Source organism: Micromonospora sp. NPDC003944, assembly GCF_053605225.1.
This window is the reverse complement of sequence record NZ_JBSGIV010000038.1, coordinates 46,371-66,325: the sequence shown is the minus strand read 5'-3', so window position 1 is coordinate 66,325 and position 19,955 is coordinate 46,371. Positions and strand designations below refer to the sequence as shown.

16 protein-coding genes and 1 pseudogene are annotated in these 19,955 nt (G+C 71.9%); 13 read left to right on the top strand and 4 right to left on the bottom strand.

Annotation, left to right across the window (positions count from 1 at the left end; translation table 11 throughout):
* A pseudogene (nadA, locus tag ACWER9_RS19810) lies at positions 1-95 on the top strand (quinolinate synthase NadA); the annotation flags it as partial.
* A gap of 340 nt (positions 96-435) precedes the next feature.
* On the opposite strand, the gene ACWER9_RS19805 reads toward nadA, so the two are convergent.
* Positions 436-1,068: a dihydrofolate reductase family protein gene (locus ACWER9_RS19805; RefSeq protein WP_452303211.1), complete on the bottom strand. Its 633-nt coding sequence runs from the start codon at positions 1,066-1,068 to the stop codon at positions 436-438.
* Positions 1,069-1,293: 225 nt separating this feature from the next.
* Between ACWER9_RS19805 and ACWER9_RS19800 the strand changes: the two genes are divergently transcribed.
* On the top strand, positions 1,294-2,274 hold the full coding sequence (locus tag ACWER9_RS19800) for an ATP-binding cassette domain-containing protein (protein ID WP_452303210.1): 981 nt from the start codon (positions 1,294-1,296) through the stop codon (positions 2,272-2,274).
* Entirely contained in the window at positions 2,271-3,098 is an 828-nt protein-coding gene (locus ACWER9_RS19795; protein WP_452303209.1) for an ABC transporter permease, read from the top strand. Before ACWER9_RS19800 ends, ACWER9_RS19795 begins: the two co-directional genes overlap by 4 nt.
* A gap of 138 nt (positions 3,099-3,236) precedes the next feature.
* Here the strand turns inward: ACWER9_RS19795 and ACWER9_RS19790 are convergent, their stop codons facing one another.
* Positions 3,237-3,887, bottom strand: coding sequence for a TetR/AcrR family transcriptional regulator (locus ACWER9_RS19790; RefSeq protein ID WP_452303208.1), 651 nt, complete (start codon positions 3,885-3,887; stop codon positions 3,237-3,239).
* 57 nt (positions 3,888-3,944) lie between these two features.
* Between ACWER9_RS19790 and ACWER9_RS19785 the strand changes: the two genes are divergently transcribed.
* Both ACWER9_RS19785 and ACWER9_RS19780 read left to right on the top strand, forming a co-directional pair.
* A complete protein-coding gene (locus ACWER9_RS19785; RefSeq protein ID WP_452303207.1) occupies positions 3,945-4,775 on the top strand; it encodes an SDR family NAD(P)-dependent oxidoreductase in 831 nt (276 codons plus the stop codon).
* Positions 4,776-4,842: 67 nt separating this feature from the next.
* Positions 4,843-5,166, top strand: a complete 324-nt coding sequence (locus ACWER9_RS19780) for a nuclear transport factor 2 family protein (RefSeq protein ID WP_452303206.1) — start codon at positions 4,843-4,845, stop codon at positions 5,164-5,166.
* Between the two features lie 31 nt (positions 5,167-5,197).
* Here ACWER9_RS19780 and ACWER9_RS19775 read toward each other — a convergent pair whose 3' ends face one another.
* On the bottom strand, positions 5,198-8,377 hold the full coding sequence (locus tag ACWER9_RS19775; protein WP_452303205.1) for a BTAD domain-containing putative transcriptional regulator: 3,180 nt from the start codon (positions 8,375-8,377) through the stop codon (positions 5,198-5,200).
* Between the two features lie 113 nt (positions 8,378-8,490).
* Between ACWER9_RS19775 and ACWER9_RS19770 the strand changes: the two genes are divergently transcribed.
* The 6 genes from ACWER9_RS19770 (at position 8,491) to ACWER9_RS19745 (ending at position 15,490) form a co-directional block, all read left to right on the top strand.
* Entirely contained in the window at positions 8,491-9,324 is an 834-nt protein-coding gene (locus ACWER9_RS19770) for an ABC transporter ATP-binding protein (RefSeq protein ID WP_452303204.1), read from the top strand.
* Positions 9,325-9,357: 33 nt separating this feature from the next.
* Positions 9,358-10,341 (top strand): ABC transporter substrate-binding protein, encoded by a 984-nt coding sequence (locus ACWER9_RS19765; protein ID WP_452303203.1) that lies wholly within the window; start codon positions 9,358-9,360, stop codon positions 10,339-10,341.
* Positions 10,342-10,346: 5 nt separating this feature from the next.
* Positions 10,347-12,446 carry an iron ABC transporter permease gene (locus tag ACWER9_RS19760; protein ID WP_452303215.1) on the top strand — a complete coding sequence of 700 codons (2,100 nt, stop codon included), beginning with the start codon at positions 10,347-10,349 and terminating at the stop codon, positions 12,444-12,446.
* Between the two features lie 27 nt (positions 12,447-12,473).
* A complete protein-coding gene (locus ACWER9_RS19755) occupies positions 12,474-13,379 on the top strand; it encodes a siderophore-interacting protein (protein WP_452303202.1) in 906 nt (301 codons plus the stop codon).
* Between the two features lie 162 nt (positions 13,380-13,541).
* Positions 13,542-14,987 (top strand): SDR family NAD(P)-dependent oxidoreductase, encoded by a 1,446-nt coding sequence (locus tag ACWER9_RS19750; protein ID WP_452303201.1) that lies wholly within the window; start codon positions 13,542-13,544, stop codon positions 14,985-14,987.
* Positions 14,988-15,013: 26 nt separating this feature from the next.
* Positions 15,014-15,490 carry a heme-degrading domain-containing protein gene (locus ACWER9_RS19745; RefSeq protein ID WP_452303200.1) on the top strand — a complete coding sequence of 159 codons (477 nt, stop codon included), beginning with the start codon at positions 15,014-15,016 and terminating at the stop codon, positions 15,488-15,490.
* A gap of 45 nt (positions 15,491-15,535) precedes the next feature.
* On the opposite strand, the gene ACWER9_RS19740 is transcribed toward ACWER9_RS19745, so the two are convergent.
* Entirely contained in the window at positions 15,536-16,912 is a 1,377-nt protein-coding gene (locus tag ACWER9_RS19740) for an FAD-dependent oxidoreductase (RefSeq protein ID WP_452303199.1), read from the bottom strand.
* 236 nt (positions 16,913-17,148) lie between these two features.
* On the opposite strand from ACWER9_RS19740, the gene ACWER9_RS19735 reads away from it, so the two are divergent.
* A complete protein-coding gene (locus ACWER9_RS19735; protein ID WP_452303198.1) occupies positions 17,149-18,528 on the top strand; it encodes a serine hydrolase domain-containing protein in 1,380 nt (459 codons plus the stop codon).
* Between the two features lie 85 nt (positions 18,529-18,613).
* Complete coding sequence (locus tag ACWER9_RS19730) at positions 18,614-19,939, top strand: alpha/beta fold hydrolase (RefSeq protein ID WP_452303197.1); 1,326 nt, start codon at positions 18,614-18,616, stop codon at positions 19,937-19,939.
* Positions 19,940-19,955 lie beyond the last annotated feature (16 nt).

The window sequence follows — 19,955 nt, the reverse complement described above, 5'->3', positions numbered from 1 at the left end:
GCCCGGACGCGGAGTACATCGTCTTCTGCGGTGTGCACTTCATGGCCGAGAGCGCCGACATCCTCACCACCGACACCCAGCGGGTGATCCTGCCCCCGCCGATCTTGCACTTTCGGTTGGCGATAAAGGTGGAATGACCGCTATGTCGCGACAGAAAGTGCAAGATCGCGGCATCAGGGCCGACCACCTCGTCGATCATGGACTTGTGGTGCCTGAGTTAGCGCTGTTCAGCCCCTTTGTCACCCACCATAACTCCATGATCGACCAGGTGGGGTGGCACACGTGCCGGGCTCGGGCTATGTCGACGTGGTCACGCGCCGATCAGCCGGGCGCCGCCCGGCCCCCCGACTCAACGCGGAAGATCTCCTGGTCGGCCAGCACGATCAGGTCGTCGGGCCGGTCCGTGCCTGAGCCGGGTCGACCGACGTCGCCTGGTCACTTTCGGACGTCGAACCGCAGGTGGGTGACGTGTGGTGATTCGATCACCGCGGTTCGTTCGAGGTCGATGTGGTCGGTGCCGAGGTGGTCGAAGAGGCGCGTCCCCGCACCAAGGAGCACCGGCACGAGTTGAATGTGGATCTCGTCGACCAACCCGGCCTTGACGAACTGCCCTCCTATGGTGGGGCCGCCCATGATGAGGACGTCCCGGTCGCCCGCCGCGTGTCGCGCCTGGCGCAGTGCGCTCGGGAGGCCGTCGTCGACGAACGTGAAGACGTCGCTCTTCATCGTCATCGGGGCGCGCGACTCGTGCGTCACCACGAAGCACGGCACCGGGAACGGAGTGTCCTGCCACAGGTCCACACCGACGTCGAAGGTCCGTCTGCCGACCACCACGGCACCCGTCGTCGCATGTCGCTCCCGGACCTGCGCGGCGTCGACTCCGACCGGGGTGACCCCGCCGGCCGCCACCGCACGATCTCCGTCAGTGCGGAACAGCCACTCGTGCAGCCGCTCGCCTCCTCTGCCCATCGGTTGTTCGGCGCTCACGTCCGGTCCGGCGGCGAAGCCGTCCACCGACACGCTCATGCTCAACACCGTGCGGCCCATCGGGTCCTCCTCGTCGTTCACTCCAGGGTGGGTGCGGCGCGGGCGGGGCTGCGCCGCCGCACCCCCGTGCGGGAACACTAAGTCCCCATCGGTGCAGCGGTAAGGACCAGTTGCCTGCTCGTCGAGTGGACCGGTTCGGGACCGGACATGCCCCTGCGCGAGCTGCTCCGGTGGGTGCAGCGGTCTTGTCAGCCGGTGTCGGTGGCGTGTCAGGGCGGTGTCAGCCGGGCCGCGCAGACTCGACGCATGACAGCTGACCTGGTGATCGAGGCCGAGGGCCTCGTGAAGACATTCGGGAAGACGAGGGCGCTACAGGGCGTGGACCTCGCCGTACCTCGTGGGACCGTGCTCGGGGTCCTGGGCCCCAACGGCGCGGGCAAGACCACCGCCGTGCGCATCCTCTCCACCCTGCTGACCCCGGATGCTGGAACCGCCCGGATCAGCGGTTTCGACGTGGTACGGGACGCCGAGCGCGTTCGGCAGAGTATCGGCCTCACCGGCCAGTACGCCTCGGTCGACGAGGACCTGACCGGTCGGCAGAACCTGGAGCTGTTCGGCACCCTGCTGGAGCTGGGGCGTTCCGGCGCCCGGCGGCGGGCCGCCGAGTTGCTCGACTGGTTCGACCTGACCGACGCCGCGAACCGGCCGGCCAAGACCTACTCCGGGGGCATGCGGCGACGGCTGGACCTGGCCGCCAGCCTCGTCGGCTCACCCGACGTGATCTTCCTGGACGAGCCGACGACCGGGCTCGACCCGGCCAAGCGTGAGGACATGTGGGACGTGGTCCGTTCGCTTGTCGGCAACGGCTCGACGGTGCTGCTCACCACGCAGTACCTGGAGGAGGCCGACGCGCTCGCCGACGCGATCACGGTGATCGACCACGGACGGGTGATCGCGCACGACACGCCCGACGGGCTCAAGCGGGTGGTCGGGGGGCAGACCCTGGAGGTCCGGCCGTCCGACCCGGCGCACCTGCCCCGGACCGCGGAGATCCTGACCCAGGTCGGCTCCGGCGCGCAGGCCGACGAGATCCGCAAGGGCGTCCTCGCCGTGCCGGTCAGCGACGACGCGGCCCTGACCGAGAGCGTCGCGCGCCTCGCCTCGGCCGGCATCGCGGTCACCGAACTCTCCCTGCATCTGCCGAGCCTCGACGAGGTGTTCTTCACCCTCACCGGGCGTACGGCATCCGTTGACGACACCACCCGCCCCACGGAGGTCGCGGCATGAGCACCCTCACCGACACCGCACCCACCAGAAGCCGCGCGCTGTCGAACTCGGCGCCGAACCCCCGGCCGTTCCGGCTGGTCCGGCACTCGTTGGCGCTCGCCCGACGCAGCCTCATCAAGACCTGGCGTACACCCGAGGCGCTCATCGACGTCACGTTGCAGCCGGTGCTGTTCCTCGTCATCTTCGTGTACGTCTTCGGCGGCGCGGTCGCCGGATCGACCCACGACTACCTGCAGTTCCTGCTGCCCGGCATCCTGGCGCAGACCATCGCGACAGGTGCCATCGCGATCGGCGTCAACCTCAACACCGACATCTCCAAGGGCATCTTCGACAGGTTCCGGTCGCTGCCGATCCCCCGCTCCGCACCACTTGTCGGCGCGGTCCTCGGCGACGTCGTCCGGTACGTGATCGTCACCGTGTCGACCCTCGCCGTCGGCTACGTGATGGGCTTCCGGATCGAGACCGACCTGTTCCGGGCGATCGCCGGGTGCCTGCTCGCGGTGCTGTTCGCGCTCTGCCTGAGCTGGCTGCCGGTGCTCGTGTCGATGAAGGTGCGCACCGCGGGCGCGGTGCAGGGTGTCATGTTCGCGTTGATCATGCCGCTGAGCTTCGCGTCCAACGTGTTCGTCGGTGCCGACACCCTGCCCGGCTGGATGCAGGCGTTCGTGGACGTGAACCCGATGACCCACCTCGTGGCGTCGGTACGCGGCCTGTTCCTCGGCACCCCGCTCGGCTCGCACGTGTGGTGGACACTCGCCTGGTGCGCCGGTTTCGTGGTGCTGTTCATGCCGCTGGCGCTGCGCGCGTACCGCAAGAAGATCTGACCTGGTCACGGCGTCGGCACCTGGAGCGGCCGGCGCCGTGGCCGAGTGCCGGGTCCCAGACCATTGTCGACCCGGACCACCGGGGGACGCAGCCGCCCACCCGCCAGGCGCGTCCCCCACCTCCTCTGAGCAGAAGACCTAGCGGGCCAGGCGGTCCAGCAGCTCGCCGAGCAGCGCGTGTTCGCCAGGGGTGAGGTCGCCCGGGTCGTTGCCGACCAGCGCACGCAGCGTCAGTGCGGCGCTCGCGCGAGTCGCGGGGGCATCGGTGGGGGGCATGCGCAGGACTCCGGCCAGCGCGGCCTCGCGGACGCGTCCGGACAGACCGACATCCGGCTCCGGCTGGCTGATCAACGTGAGCGTGACGCCGACGTTGGCGGCCAACACCTGTTCGGCGGCATCGGCCGCAGGCACCTTGAGCCGGCCTCGGGCGGCGGTCAACCGCTCGCGCAACGCGGCGTGCGCGGGAGCGGTGACGGCGCAGGGTTTCCCCGGCTCGGCGCGACCGTAGAGCAGCCCGTAGAACGACGGGTGTTCCAGCCCGAACTGCACGTGCCTGTCCCAGCCCTGGCGCAGGTCGTCCAGCGGGTCGCCAGAGCTCTCGACCGCCGTGTACTGGGTGAAGCCGTGGCTCACCACGGCGTCGATGAGGCCCTGCTTGCTGCCGAAGTGGTGGTACAGCGTCGGGGCCTGCACCCCGGCGCGATCGCACACCGCCCTCGTGGACACCGTGCCGCCGCTCTCCAGCAACTCCGCCGCGGCGAGCAGGAGTCGATCCCGTGCGTTCTGCATGTTGCTATAGTAGCTCATGTAGCGCTACATTGGGTTCTATAGCGAGAGGAGAAGTCCGTGAAGACGTGGTTCGTCACTGGTGGGACTCCCGGTGGGTTCGGCCTGGTCTATGCCGAGGCCGCCCTGGAGCGGGGCGATCAGGTGGTGGTGACCGCGCGTCGACCCTCGGAGCTGCGAGAATGGGCTGAACCACACGGCGACCGTGTGCTGGTTCTCCAGCTCGACGTCACCGATGCCGACCAGGTGCATGCGGCGGTCAGGACGGCCGAGGAGCGGTTCGGCGGGATCGACGTGCTCGTCAACAGCGCGGGCCGTGGCTGGTACGGCTCGATCGAGGGTGCCCCCGACGAGACGATCCGGCGCACATTCGACCTCAACCTGTTCGCCGTGGTCGAGGTGGTGCGCGCGGTCCTGCCCGGTATGCGGGCACGCGGAGGCGGCTGGATCGTGAACATGTCGTCGGTGGCAGGGCTCGTCGGCGCACAGGGGTTCGGCTACTACGCGGCGGCGAAGTTCGCCATCGAAGGACTGTCGGAGACGCTACGCCAGGAAGTCGAGCCGTTCGGTGTGCGCGTGCTCGTCGTAGAGCCGGGAGCGTTCCGCACCAGGGCCTTCACCTACTTCCAGAACGAGGACGTCAACGAGATCGTCGACGCCTACGTGCCGATGGTCGAGGGCGTCAAGGCGGCGTTCGTGGACCACAACGGCAAGCAGGCAGGAGACCCTGTTCGCGGAGTGCAGGCCGTGGTCAGCGCGATGAACGCACCCGTTCCGCCGAAACGGATCGTGCTCGGCAACTCCGGCTACGACGTCGTTGTCGCGATGCACGAGAACGCACTCGCGGAGCTGCGCGCGAACGAGAAGCTTTCCCGCAGTGCGGACTTCTGAGCCTGCGTTGCAGGGACACACCAGCACGCGCCCGCGTCCTGGCACCCGAGAGAACTGGAGAGCAGAAATGAACGACATCACCCTGCCCAAGGCCATCGATGACTTCATCACGGCCACCAACGCGCACGACGCGAACGCGCTGGCCGCGGTCTTCGGCGACGGGGCCACGGTGCGCGATGATGGGAAGGCCTGGGCCGGCGAGGCCGAGATCCGCGAGTGGATCCAGGGGCACCTGATCAACCCCAAGGTCGTGCTGACGCCGACCTCGTTCGCGGACGACCGGATGGTGGCCTCCGGGGACGGTGACTTCCCCGGCGGGCCCCTGTCATTCGCATTTGTGTTCGACATCACGGACGACCAGATCACCGACCTCGTGATCGAGCCCGTCTGACTCGTCACCGGCCGGGCTGCGGCGGGAGCCCCTAGACCAGCAGGTCGTCCATCAGCTCGCGGATCCGGGCGGCGGCAGCGGCGACCGGCCGCCCGCGCCACGCGACGAGCAACGACTCGCGCCGCTCCTCGTCAGCGAGGGCGGCGTCGAGCCGTTCGGCGTTGCCGGGTGGGAAGAACATCCCGACGTGGGTGCCGACCCGCGTCCCGAGCGTGAACAGTTCCCGCGCGGTCTCGTCGTCACCGCGGTACGCCGCGAGTTCGGCGCCGCCCTGGGCCCACGCCCCGATGATCGGCAGGTCCTTCGAGGAGAGCGCGTCGTCGCGGGCGAGGGTCAACAGGGCGGCCGCGTGCGCGTCGGGGTTCTCCCCCGGCACCGGCCGCGCCTGCGCCACCCTCAGCTCGAGGACGGCCACGGCGACGCGCAGCATGGCCTGCGGCTGCGGCTGCGGGCTCGTCCAGCCCTTCAGGACTCGGATCACCCGGGCGCCGTAGCCGCGGGCCTCGTCGTACTGGTGCCGCTGCCAGGCCAGGTGGGCCAACCCGAGACAGGCGACCGCGGCGTCCACCGCCTCTCCGTCACCCGGGGCAGCCGTCTCCGCCAGCCGTCGTTCGGCCTCCGCGTCACCGGTCAGGGCGAGCTGCACGTCCAGCCGTACCCGAATCGACCGGGCGTCCTGGGTGGCACCGATCATCTCCATGTGGCGGACGCTGCGCGCCAGCCACTCGGCCGACCCGGTGTCCCCGCTGGGATCGAGGAACTGCCCGACGGCACCCGCCGCCATCGCCATGCCCCAGTGGTCACCGGCCACCTCGAACCGGTGGTACGCCTGCTCGGCGTCGACGACCGACGCCTCGGGGATGCCGCCGTTCTCCCGGGCCGCGGCGCGGGCGAACAGGCCGAGTGCCTGCACGTGCGGATCGGGGTGCGCGACCAACTCGCCGGCGGCCTTCATGCTGCGATCCGGGTCGGAGGCGTCGAACTCGGGCAGCGCCGACGCGAGCGCGGTGAGCCGGGACGACACCTCGTCCGGTCGCTCGGTGAGCAGCGTCCGCAGTGCCCGCCGGGCGAGCACCGCGAGCCGGAGTTCACCGCTGATGCCGGAGTTCACCCCGGTCAACAGGCACAGCCAGGCGAGCCGGTCAGCGTCGGGTGGTGGACGCCCGACACCACGACCGTGCAGGATCGCCGAGCGGCGTCGTCGGACCGGGTCGGCGACACCGAAGATCCCGCGCGCCCACCCGAGGACCTCCAGGTGCAGGCCACGCACCGTCCAGAGGTGGAACAGCGCCGTCGCGACGTCCACGGTGGCCGGCTCGTCGTCCTGGGCGAGCGCCCAGCGCAGGGCGGCGAGCAGGTTGTCCTGCTCGGCGGCGCAGCGGTGCAGCGCCTCGACCTGGCCGGGGCCGACGAAGCGGCCGGCGAGCACGATGGCCTGCTCCCGGGCCCAGCCGACCAGCCCGGCCATGGCCGCCGCTCGGGCACCGACCGCGTCGAGCCGGGCTTCGCCGTACTCACGGACCGTTTCGAGCATCCGGTAACGCGGCGGGCCGTCCCCCTCGACCAGGGTCAGCAGGGACTGCTCGACGAGTGTCGCCAGGCCGCGACGGACGTCCGGGGTCTGCGTGACGGCGGCGGCGAGGTCAGCGGTGAAGGGCGCGGGGATGACCGCCACCCGTTGCAGCAGGTCGCGGTCGTCCTCAGCGAGCAGTTCCCTGCTCCAGTCGACGAGCGCCCACAGGCTCGCGTGCCGCTCCGGCAGGCCGCGCAGGGCGTCGTCGAGCAGCGCGAACCGGTCGGTCAGCCCGACGAGCACGTCGTCGATCGGCATGTGCCGCAGTCGCGCGGCGGCCAACTCGAGGGCCAGGGGCAGGTTGTCGAGCCGGTGGCAGAGGGCCAGCGCCCGCGCGGTGTCCCAGGTGGGCACCGCGCCACCGGCCCGGGCCCGGGATTCGAGGACGGCGAGCGCGTCGGCGTCGGGCAGTGCCGTCAGCCGGTGCACCAGTTCGCCGGCCAGACCCAGCGGGGCCCGGCTCGTGGCGAGCACCGCGACCTCCGGGGACGCCACCGCGACCAGGTTTGCCACGACGGTGGCCACCGCGTCGAGGACGTGCTCGCAGTTGTCCAGCACCAGCAACCCGTCGAGGTCGGGTGCGACCGCGCGAAGGCGTTCCTCGGGGCTGAGCACCCGCCGTTCCAGGCCGAGGTTGCCACCTGTCGACGAGGTGTCCGCACCACCGAGAGCTGCGAGCACAGTGGGCAGCACCTCGTCGGGCGAGCGCAGGCCGGCGAGTTCGATCACGCGTACCGACTGCCCGGCCGCCGCCGTACGCCGCGCCACCTCGGCGGCGAGGCGGGTCTTGCCCGCACCGCCGGTCGCCACGATCGTCACGACTGGTGTCTCGGCGAACGCGCCGGTGACCGCCTCGACGTCCCGGTCCCGCCCGACGAGGGCGGTCAGGGGGCGGCGCCATGCGGCGGGCAGGGTGATCCGCGCCGGTGGCCGGGGTCGCGCCGCGACGGGCGGGGCGGTCAGTTCACCCCGCAGCAACGCCAGGTGGACGGCCGTGATCACCGGCGACGGATCGGTGCCGTACCGGTCGGCCAGCTCGGCGCGCAGCCGCTCGACCACCTCCAGCGCCTCCGCCTCCCGTCCCTGTGCGGCGAGCACCCGGACGAGCAGGGCGGCGGACGGCTCGTCCGGCGGCGTACGGGCGACGAGTCGGCCCAGGTCGACCTCGTCGAACGGGCCCGCGCCGGCGAGCGCTGCCTGTGCGCGCAGGGCGGCGACATCCGCGAACAGGCGACTGTCCTCGGCGGTGTCGAGATCCGGGACCTCGGGGAACAACGCGCGCGCCTCATCGGCCGCGCCGCGGGCGGCACCGACGTCGCCGGACTGGAGCATCGTGCGCGCCTGGTCGACGAGCGTACGTGCCTGGACCGCGTCGACGGTGATCTCCTCGGCGGGCAGCCGGTATCCGCCCGGCACCGCGAGCACTGGCAGGCCGAGGCGGCGGACCCGGGACACCAGTGCCTGGACCGCGCCTGTCGCTCCGTCGGGTGGTGCGCCGTCCCAGACGGCGTCCACGAGCAGACCCACCGAGACCGCCCGCCCGCGCGCCTGCACGAGCGCCCGGAGCACCGCCGCGAGCCGTTCACCCCGAACGGGCCGGCCGTCGACGGCGAGTGGGCCGAGGGTCGCGATGTGCACGGACCCAGCATCCCCCACGCGCGCACGGGCCCGACGACCGCCGGTCAACCGGGCCGGTGACGGCCTCGCCATCGACTTGACACGCCATCGCTGCGTTAGGTTAGCCTAACCTCATGCAGAACGAGTTGGCGTCGGCCAACGGGGGCCGCAGCCTGTCCGGCGTCGACCTCCGTCTGGGCTATCACGGTGTGCCGGTGGTGCATGGTGCCGTGATCGACCTTCGCGCCGGGGCCGTGACCGCACTCGTCGGGCCCAACGGCAGCGGCAAGTCCACTCTGCTGCGGACCCTGGCCCGGCTGCACCCGATCGAGTCCGGCATGGTGCACCTCGCCGACGGCGTCACGGCCGCCAGCCTTGCCGCCCGGGACTTCGCCCGGCGGGTCACCCTGCTCGCCCAGAGCCGGCCCGTGCCCAGCGGGGTCACCGTCCGCGACGTCGTCGGCTACGGCCGCCACCCCTATCGGGGTCGCTGGCGCACCGAGGATCCGGACGGTCCCGCCGCCATCGCCCGCGCCATGGACGTCACCGGCGTCGCCACCATGGCCGAGCGTCCGGTCGACGAACTCTCCGGCGGTGAGCTGCAACGGGTGTGGCTGGCCACCTGCCTGGCCCAGGACACCCCGGTGCTGCTGCTCGACGAGCCCACCACGTTCCTCGACCTGCGCTACCAGGTGGAGATCCTCGACCTGGTCCGTGACCTCGCCGACGATCACGGCGTCGCCGTCGGCGTCGTCCTGCACGACCTCAACCAGGCCGCGGCCGTGGCGGACGAGGTCGTCCTGCTGCAGCAGGGCCGGGTCCGCGCCACCGGCACGCCGGCCGAGGTGTTCACCGAGAACGCCCTCACCGAGACCTACGGAATCCGCATCGAGGTGACCACCGATCCGGTCAGCGGACTGGTCACCACCCGCCCCGTCGGGCGGCACCAGATCCGCGCCCTGGTCTGAACCACCCCTCACCCACAGCAGAGAAAGACCGTCATGACCCGTACCCGTTTCACCGCCCTCATCGCCGTCGCGGCCGCCCTGACACTTGGCGCCTGCGGCACCACCGAGAAGGCCGCCGCCCCCGAGACCTCCGCCTCGGCGGCCGGCGGACCGGTCACCATCACCGACAGCCGGGGCAAGGAGATCACCCTCAAGGCCCCGGCGACCAAGGTCGTCGGGCTCGAGTGGGGCGAGGTCGAGATGCTCGTCAGCCTGGGTGTCATGCCCGTGGGCGTGGCCGACCCGAAGGGCTACGGCACCTGGGTCACCTCGGCGAAGCTCGACCCCGGTGTGAAGGACGTCGGCACCCGCGGCGAGCCCAGCGTCGACTCCATCGTCGCCCTCCAGCCCGACCTCATCGTGATGGAGGACGACCGGGGCGCCAACATGGTCAGCCAGCTGGAGAAGTACGCCCCCGTCGTGGTCGCCAAGGGCAGTGACGCCACCGACAACCTCGGCCGGATGCGCACCGACCTCACCATGATCGCGAAGGCGGTCGGCAAGACCACCGAGGCGACGAAGCTGCTCGCCGACTTCGACGCCGCCCTCGCCGACGGCAAGAAGAAGATCGCCGACGCGGGTGCCGCAGGCCGACCGTTCGCCATCGCCGACGGCTGGAAGGAGGGCAGCACCGTCAGCATCCGGATGTTCGGCGCGGGTGCGCTCGTCTCCCAGATCGGCATCCAGCTCGGCCTCACCAACGCCTGGACCGGTAAGACCGATGAGGTGTGGGGCCTCGGCCAGACCGACGTGGAGGGCATGACCGTCCTCAAGGACCCGAACGTGCACCTCTTCTACAACGCCTCCGACGGCGACGACGTGTTCGCCGACGGGCTTGCCAGCAACGCCATCTGGAAGTCACTGCCGTTCGTGCAGAAGGGCAACCTGCACAAGATGCCCAACGGCATCTGGACCTTCGGCGGTCCGCTCTCCGGCAAGCAGTACCTCGACGAACTCGTCAAGACGTACGCGGTGTGAGCGTGCTGAACGCACCCCCACGCCCGGAGTCGGCCATTCGGCCGGCTCCGGGCGGTGGCCCGGCCGTCACTCGCGTCGCCGGTGTCTTCGTCGCCGCGATCCTGCTGCTGCTCGTGGTGGGCGCGGTGCACCTCACCCAGGGCACCTCGACCGTCGGCGCCCTCGACCTGCTGCGGCTCGTCACCGGCACCGACGACGACGCGGCCCGCGTCCTGATCGCCTCCCGGCTGCCCCGGCTGCTCGCCGGACTGGCCATCGGCGTGGCACTGGGGTTCGCCGGGGCGGCGTTGCAGTCGATCGCCCGCAACCCGCTCGCCTCCCCCGACACCCTGGCGGTCAACGCGGGCGCCCACCTGGCGATCGTCGCCGTCGCCGCGTTCGGCGTCTCGCTGCCCGCGCTGCCCGCCGGCGGCCTCGCCTTCTGCGGCGGGCTGGCCGCCGCCGGCCTGGTGATGGCGATGTCCTCGGGTGGGCAGGCCGGCACCACCCGGCTGATCCTCGCCGGCTCGGCGACCGCCCTGGCGCTCGGGTCGGTGACCACCCTGCTGCTGCTCCTGTTCGAGCAGGCCACCATCGGGCTGTTCGCCTGGGGCAACGGCTCGCTGGTGCAGAGCGACCTGACCGCGCTGACCCAACTCGCCCCGGTGATCGTCGGCGCCGCCACCGTGCTCGTGCTGCTCGGGCACCGCCTCGACATCCTCGCCCTCGGCGACGACACCGCCACCGTGCTCGGCCTCGACGTGCGGCGTACCCGGCTCACCGTCATGGTGCTGGCCGTGCTGCTCTCCGCCGCGGCCGTCACCCTCACCGGCCCGGTCGGCTTCGTCGGCCTGTGCGCCCCGGTGATCGTCCGGCTGCTCGCCCCCGTGGTGCCGGGAGTGCACCGGCACCGCATCCTGCTGCCGTTGTCCGGCATCGCCGGGGTCATCATCGTGCTCGGCTCCGACGTGCTGCTGCGGGCCGTGATGGGCGGGCAGGCCGGGGTCGACATCCCCACCGGCGTGGTCACCACCCTGTTCGGCGCGGCGATCCTCATCTGGCTGGCCCGCCGGCACCGCGACGCGGGCCCCACCCGCCGTCCGCCCGGTGGGCACGCCGCCGTCCGCTCCGCCGCCTTCCACCGCGGCGTCGTCGCCGCCACCGCCGTCCTGACCGTCTGCGCCGTGACGATCGGCATGCTCGCCGGCGACACCTGGGTCCTCCTCGGTGACGTCGTCAACTGGGTCAACGGCAGCACCGGGCCCGCGTACACCTTCGTGCTGGACCAGCGGTGGCCGCGCGTCGCCGCGGCGGTCCTGGCCGGCGCGGCGCTCGCGGTCGCCGGCACCACCGTGCAGGCGGTCTGCCGCAACCCGCTTGCCGAGCCGGGCATCCTCGGCATCACCGCCGGCGCCGGGCTCGGGGCCGTCTCGCTTCTCACCTTCGTGCCGCTGGCCGGGGTGTGGGCCGTGTCCGGCGTCGCCGGCCTCGGCGCGATGCTGGCGTTCGCCCTGGTCTACGGCCTGGCCTGGCGCGGCGGGCTGAGCTCCGACCGGCTGGTCCTGATCGGCTTCGGCGCCTGGCAAGGCGGCATGGCGGTCATCACCTATCTGGTCGTCGCCTTCGACCCCTGGAACACCGGGAAGGCGTTGACCTGGCTGTCCGGCTCCACCTACGGTCGCATGCCCACCCAGGTGCTGCCGGTGCTGATCGCCCTGGTGGTGCTCACCCCGGCCGTGGTCGCCGCGCGCCGGGAACTCGACCTGCTGGCGCTCGACGACGACACCCCCCGGGTGCTGGGCGTCCGACTGGAACGCACCCGGCTGATCGCGCTCGGCGCGGCGGCGCTGCTCACCTCCACCGCCGTCTCGGCCGTCGGCGTCATCGGCTTCGTCGGCCTCGTCGCCCCGCACGCCGCGCGGGCGCTCGTCGGCGGGCGGCACTCCCGGGTGCTCCCGGTGGCCGCTCTGCTCGGCGCGGCGCTGGTCAGCATCGCCGACACCCTCGGCCGGACGATCATCGCCCCGGCCCAGGTCCCCGCCGGCCTGGTCACCGCCATGATCGGCGCCCCGTACTTCGTCTGGTTGCTGTGGCGCTCCCGCGCCGTGACGACCAACTCCCGCTAGCCGCCGACCCGAGCCGAGAGAGGCACCATGACCGAGACCCTGCCCATCGCCCCATGGCGCGTGTTCACCGTCACCGTCGCGGCGGTACGCCGACTCAGCCCCTCGTTCACCCGGGTCACCTTCACCGGCGTCGACCTCGACCGCTTCGCCGACAACGGTTACGACCAGCGGATCAAGCTGGTGCTGCCGTTGCCCGGCCAGCGCGGGGTGCACCTCACCGGCGGCGCGGACTGGTACGCGGCCTGGCGGGCCCTGCCGGAGCACCTGCGCAACCCGATCCGTACCTACACCGTGCGGGCGGTCCGGCCGCACCTCGCCGAGGTCGACGTCGACCTCGTGCTGCACGGCGACGGCGGCCCGGCGACGCGGTGGGCCCGGCGCGTCAGCGTCGGCGACGAGATCGCCCTCGTCGGCCCGGACGCCGGCTACGACGGCAACCACGGCGGGATCGAGTTCCGAGCGTCGACGGCCGACACTCTGCTGCTCGCCGGGGACGAGACGGCAGTGCCGGCGATCGCCGGCATCTGCGAACGACTCCCGCTCGACGCCCGGGGCGTGGTCCTGCTGGAGGTGCCCGACGCCGACGACGTGTTGCCGCTCGTCACGCCGCCCGGCATCGAGGTCCGGTGGCTGCCCCGGGGGCTCGACGGGCACGGCAGCCGGCTGGTGCCGGCCGTCGCCGCCGCGGCGGAGGAACTGCTGGCTCCCGGCGCGTCGACGGCCGCCCAGCCCGTTGCGGACGTGGACGTGGACACCGAGATCCTGTGGGAGGTCCCGGACGTGGTGGCCCCGGTTCCGCTGTACGCCTGGCTGGCCGGGGAGGCCGGTGTCATCCGTACCCTGCGCCGCCATCTGGTCGCCGAGCGGGGGCTGGACCGGCGGGCGGTGGCCTTCATGGGTTACTGGCGTCTCGGCCAGGCCGACGCCGCCTGACCGTCGCGAGCCGCGCTCGACGCCAGGACGGCTGGCGCGGCGCACCCCGAGGCCGCCACGGCTGCGAGGTGCGGCGAGGGCCGCGTGGTGCGTACAGTTTCGGGTCGGACTTGGGGCGGGCCGGCGCGAGCCGGCACGGAATACGGGACGAGACGACGACGCATGACGGTGGACAGCATTATCGAAAACGGTCAGGACGGCATTGACCGAGACCGGCTGGAGGCCTGCCTCAGCGTCTTCGAGGCGTTGGAGGCGCTGCCACCCGACCACCCCGACGTGGTGCGGGTGCAGCGCGCCACCGCCCGGCTCTACAAGGTGATCAAGCAGCGGCGGCGCGAGGAGCGGCGCGATGCCATCCTCGCCGCCGACCGGGCGGTGACGGAGGCCACCGCTACCGGCGCTCCGGGGCGGATCGACGACGAGACGCAGGGCATCCCGCTCGCGTCCTCGGTGCCGGGCGAGACGGCGGGCTTCCTGCACAACCCGCGCGGCTGCTACGTCTGCAAGCAGCGCTACCGCCAGGTGGACGCCTTCTACCACCAGCTCTGCCCGTCGTGTGCCGCGCTGAACCGGGAGCGCCGCGACGCCCGGACCGACCTGAGCGGCCGGCGCGCGCTGCTCACCGGCGGCCGGGCCAAGATCGGCATGTACATCGCGTTGCGGCTGCTGCGCGACGGCGCGCACACGACGGTGACGACGCGGTTCCCGCACGACGCGGTCCGCCGCTTCGCCGCGATGCCCGACAGCGCGGACTGGCTGCACCGGCTGCGCGTCGTCGGGATCGACCTGCGTGACCCCGCCCAGGTGATCGCCCTCGCCGACGACGTCGCCAGCCAGGGCCCCCTGGACATCTTGATCAACAACGCGGCGCAGACCGTCCGCCGGTCCCCCGGGGCGTACGCGCAGCTCGTCGCCGCCGAGGCCGCGGCGCTGCCGGACGGCCCCCTGCCGGAGCTGATCACGTTCACCAAGCCGGGTGGGCAGGGCGCCCCGGCGGGCAGTCTCACCGCCGGGCTCACCCCACACGCGCTCACCGCGCTGGCATTGACCAGCGGCTCGGCCTCGCCGGAGCGGATCGCGGCGTCCACGGCCATCGACGCCGGAGGTCTCGTACCCGACCTCGACTCGGTCAACAGCTGGGTACAGCGGGTGCAGGAGGTGGACCCGGTCGAGCTGCTCGAAGTGCAGCTGTGCAACGTCACCGCACCGTTCGTGCTGGTCAGCCGGCTGCGCCCGGCGATGGCCGCCGCGTCGGCCCGCCGCAAGTACGTGGTGAACGTGTCGGCGATGGAGGGGCAGTTCGGCCGCGGCTACAAGGGGCCGGGGCACCCGCACACCAACATGGCGAAGGCGGCGTTGAACATGCTGACCCGCACCAGCGCCGAGGAGATGCTCACCGACGGCATCCTGATGACGAGCGTGGACACCGGCTGGATCACCGACGAACGCCCGCACCCGACGAAGATGCGGCTGGCCGACGAGGGCTTCCACGCTCCGCTGGACCTGGTCGACGGCGCGGCCCGGGTGTACGACCCGATCGTCCGCGGCGAGCAGGGCGAGGACCTGCACGGCTGTTTCCTGAAGGACTACGCGCCCTGCGCCTGGTAACCACCCCGTACCACGAGGAGAAGATCATGCCGAACGACCGTGAGTCGTGGCCGACGCTTGACGAGCTGCTGCGCGAGGAGACCGAGCTGGAGCTCGCGGGTCTGTCCGAGACCGACGCGTACGAGCTGGGAATGCTCGCCGTCACCGCCGCGACCGAGCAGCGGCTGCCGGTGTCGGTGGGCGTGTGGCGGGCCGGGCGGCAGCTGTTCCACTGTGGGCTGCCGGGGTCGACCGCGGACAACGACGCGTGGCTGCGCCGCAAGGGGCGGGTGGTGATGCGCTTCGAGCACTCCTCGCTCTACATGGCCCGGCTGTGCCAGGACAAGCAGGTGACACTTGCCGAGCGGTTCGGCCTGCCGGCCTCGCGGTACGCGGCGGCTGGAGGTGCGGTGCCGCTGCGGGTGCGCGGCACCGGCGTGGTGGGCTGGGTCGGTGTCTCCGGGCTGCCGCAGCTGGACGACCACCGTTTCGTGGTCGACATCCTCCGCAAGCTCCCCCGCTAGGACGGGAGCCCGGCGGCCTCGTGCCGACGCCGCCGGGCCACCCGCTCAGTGTGCGCGCCGGTTGGCGCGCAGCGCGCCCAGGAGCACGCCGGGCCGGCTCAACGAACGCGGGTGCTCGCGCATGGAGACGACGTCGTTGAACCGCCGTGCGGTCGGCACGTCCGTGACGGTCGCGGCGATGATCTGCCCGCTCGCCCAGCGAGAGAGCCGGTAGCCGCGCGGGTAGGGCCCGTCGACGTGGGGCAACGCCAGGTCCGCCGAGGTCGAGATCGACCAGGCGGCGTCGACCACGACCTTCTGTAGGGCGAGGTAGTGGCGCGCGGGCGCCCGCAGGTCCGGGCCGGACCGGAGGTACGTCGAGAGGCAGGCCGCGTGCAGGGCTGCCGCCGTCATGCCCTGTCCGTACACCGGGTTGAACGACGCGACGGCGTCTCCGACGCTTACCAGCCCGGCCGGGAAGCGCTTCAGCGCGTGGAAGTCCCGCCGCCGACTGTCGGCGTGGTGGTAGGTCTGGACGTCGCCGAGCATCTCCTGGTCGGCGACCTCGCCGAACTCCGGTGGGAACTGTTCCCGTAGGCGACGGACGAAGTCCGTCGCGGTGCGCCCCGGACGGTCGTTGCCGTAACCGGCCATCATGGCCATCCACCGGCCGTCCTCGATGGCGAAGAACGCGGCCCCGGCCACGTCCACTGCCATCTTCGGGGTGTTCAGCGCCAGTACGACGGTCGAGGGCGGGTCGACCTCCGGACGGCGGAACAGGGCGGTCGCGTAGTTGAGGTGCACCGTCATCCGCCGGATGGCCGGCCGGTCCCAGTCGGCCTGCTCCAGCCAGTCCGACAGTTTGCTGGACCGCCCCATGGCGTCCACCACGAGGTCGGCGCGCTCGACCCCGGGCACCCCGCCGACATCGCAGCGGACCCCGGTGACCGCGCTGCCGTCGACCACGAGGCCGGTGGCGCGGGCGGTGATCGTCTTGACGTTCGGCAGTCGGAGCACCTGCTGGCGGATCAGCGTCTCCAGCAGGGGTCGGCTGCCCGCCAGGCTGTCGGCGTCGTCGGGGACGACGACCTTCAGACGTCCGTCGAGGTAGTTGCGCCGGGCGTCGGGCGGCGCCTCGACCGCTCCGCGCGCCAGTGCCTCCTCGCGGAAGCCGGGAAACAGCCGCTCCAACTGGAAGAGGCCGCCGGGCAGCAGCGCGTGCAGCTGTGTCCCCTGGGGTACGCCGGGCCGCGCGCCGGTCACCTGCGGGTCGTCCCGGTCGATGATGACGACGGTGTCGGCGTGGTCGGACAGCACCCGGGCGGCCAGCAGACCGGCGACACTGCCGCCGACCACGACGGCCGTGCCCATCGACGGGGACGGCCGGTCAGGGGGTCGAGCCGCGTTCAGCTCTGCGAAGACCCGGGACGGGGAGAGGGACATCGTGCTCTCCAAGAGGGTAACGAGGTGTGTGCCCTTCCCGGTGACTGTCCAGGAGGGCGCGTGGACGGACCGGTGGACGGTCGTTCGACGTGATGCCCGCCGATAGTCGCACAACCGCCCGAACGTCAACCGGCTGTGTCCGGCAGATGACCACCTGTTGACCGATGGGACGGACGCCGTCGGCGTTCGGCCGGGTCAGGTGGCGCATCCACAGGCCGACTGTCACCATCTCCGGCATGCCCGTTGCGCGTCGTACTCTGCTCGGGGCCGGCCTGGCCGCCGCGACCTCCGCCCTCGCCGGTTGCGGCGACAGGAACGCGGCAAACCCCGGTTCGGCCGGTGACGCGGTGACCGGGGCGGACGCCGCCGGGAGCCGGACCGGGTTCGGTTCGGCGGGCACCTTCAGGTCGCCGTCCGCCGCACCGGGTGCGCCGGTCCCCCCGAGCGGCGGGGCCCCACCGGCAGGTCAGGCCCGCTACGCGCAGGACGTGACCGCGCTGCTCCGGCGACACCTGCCCGCCACACCGCAGACCGTCCAGCACAAGGGCTTCCCCGGTGCTGTCGCTCTCGTGCTGGTGGACGGGGAGATGACGGTGCACACCGCGGTCGGCGAGGCGCTGCGTTACGGGGCGGGCCCGAAGCTGCTCGCGGCGAGCCAGCGGGTCGCGATGCGCTCCGACTCCATCTTCGACCTCGCCTCGGTCACCAAGGTGTACACGGCGATCCTGCTGTTGCAGCAGGTCGACAAGGGGCAGGTCGACCTGGGCGCCGCGGTGCGCGACTACCTGCCCGCCTTCACCGGCACGGGCAAGGAGCGGGTCACCGTCGAGATGTTGCTCACCCACACCAGCGGTCTGCCGGTCGGCGCCAAGGTCACCGGACTGCCCGACAACGCGGCCCGCTGGAACGCCGTACTCACCACGCCGCTGGTCTCCGGCGCCGTGCCCGGTGACACGTTCCGCTACTCGAGCGTCGGGCTCATGGTCGCCGGCAAGATCGTCGAGAAGGTCACCGGCCAACGGCTCGACCAGGCCCTCAAGACCAACCTCACCAGCCCGCTCGGCCTGCGCGACACCGGCTTCAACCCCAGCGGTTGGATGTCCACCAGCTCCAAGGCCGCCCGGCTGGTCGCCACCGACGCCCGCTCGTCCCGGGGCCTGCTGCGTGGCGTCGTCCACGACGATGTCGCCAACCACCTCGGTGGCATCGCCGGTCACGCCGGCATCTTCGCCTCGGCGAAGGATCTCGCGGTCATCGGTCAGCTGCTCCTCAACGAGGGCACCTACCAGGGCAAGCGCATCCTCGCCGCGGCGACCGTGCGTCGGATGCTCACCAACCACAACGCCGGCAAGCCCGCCATCGACCCCGAGCGCCCCAACCGGACCTCGGCGCACGGCCTCGGGGTCGTCCTCAACCAGAGCTGGTTCATGGGCAAGCTCGCCTCGGCGCGGACCTTCGGCCACACCGGGTTCGCCGGCCCCTCGCTCCTGGTCGCGCCGGACCGCAAACTCGTCCTGGCGCTGCTCACCAACCGTGCGCACCCCAACTGGAGTTGGTCGAACCCCGACCCGGTCCGGGCCGCCGTCGGCGACCTGCTCGCGGCGGCGGTCACCTGACCGGAAGGTGTGGACCATCGCGCCGCGCCCTGACACGATACTTGCGCTAGCAGTGCACATACTTCGTCCGTCAGGTGGAGGCTCGATGCACACATCTCGCCGGAGGCTGCTCTCCGCGGTGACCGGGGTCGCTCTCGCCGCCAGCCTGTCCGCCGTCACCGTGCCACACGCCGCCGAGGCCGCCACACGGACGTACCGTCCGGTGATCTTCGTGCACGGCAGCGCGGGGTCGGCGGCGCAGTTCGAGTCCCAGGCCAGACGGCTGACCAGCAACGGGTACCCGATCGACATCATCGAGGCGCACGAGTACGACTCGCCGAACACCGCGGCGATCCTGCCCCAGGTGCACGCGGGGCTCGACGCACGGATCTCCCGCCTGCTGGCAGCCACCGGCGCGGACCGGGTCGACCTCGTCGCGCACTCGCTGGGCACCTTCGTCACGCAGGCCTATCTCACCAGCTCACCGGAGCGCGCCGCCCGGGTCGCCCACTACGTCAACCTGGACGGGCGCACCGCGACCACACCGCCAGGTGGGGTGCCCACCCTCGCCATCTGGGGCGAGGGTGACCCGGCCCGCACCATCGTCGGCGCGACGAACGTGCACCTGCCGGACCAGTCGCACACCCAGACCGTGTCGTCGGCGGAGTCGTTCGGCGAGATCTTCAGGTTCTTCCAGGGCCGCGCGCCGGCCACGACCCGGATCGTGCCCCAGCTCTTCGGCACCGCCCGGGTCTCCGGTCGCGCCGTGCTCTTCCCGAGCAACGCCGGCGTCACCGGTGCGACCCTCGAGGTCTACCCGGTGAGTCCGCTGACCGGCAGCCGACTGTCACACCGACCCGCGCACCGGCTGTCGCTCGGCGGCGACGGCGCGTTCGGCCCACTCCCGGTGCTCGCCACGGCCCGTTACGAGTTCGCCATCGTGCGCCCCGGCGCCGCCACGCACCACTTCTACTTCCAGCCGTTCCTGCGCTCTGACTCGTTCGTACGCCTCGCGACGAGCGTGCCGGGCGAGGGCCTCAGCGCCCTCGTCGACACCAGCGACCGGCACACGGCGCTCACGATTCAACGCCAGAAGGAGTGGTGGGGCGACCAGGGCGATGCCGGCGACAACCTCTGGATCAACGGCAGGGATGTCCTGAACGCGGCGAACACGCCGCGCGCCAAGAGGACGATCGGCATCTTCGCCTTCGACGACGGCAGCGACGGCGTCACGGACCTGACGGCTCCGTTGCCGGAGTTCTTCAGTCAGACCTTCATCACCGGCATGGACGTCTTCATCCCGGCCACACCGGCGCGCCCCGGCCTGGTACGGATCGCCGTGGGCCAGCGCGGCGGCGGCTACGAGGTGATCAACGTACCCAACTGGAGATCGAGCACCGACCGGGTCACGGTAGGCGTCGACGACTTCTGACCGCGTGCCGGAAGCG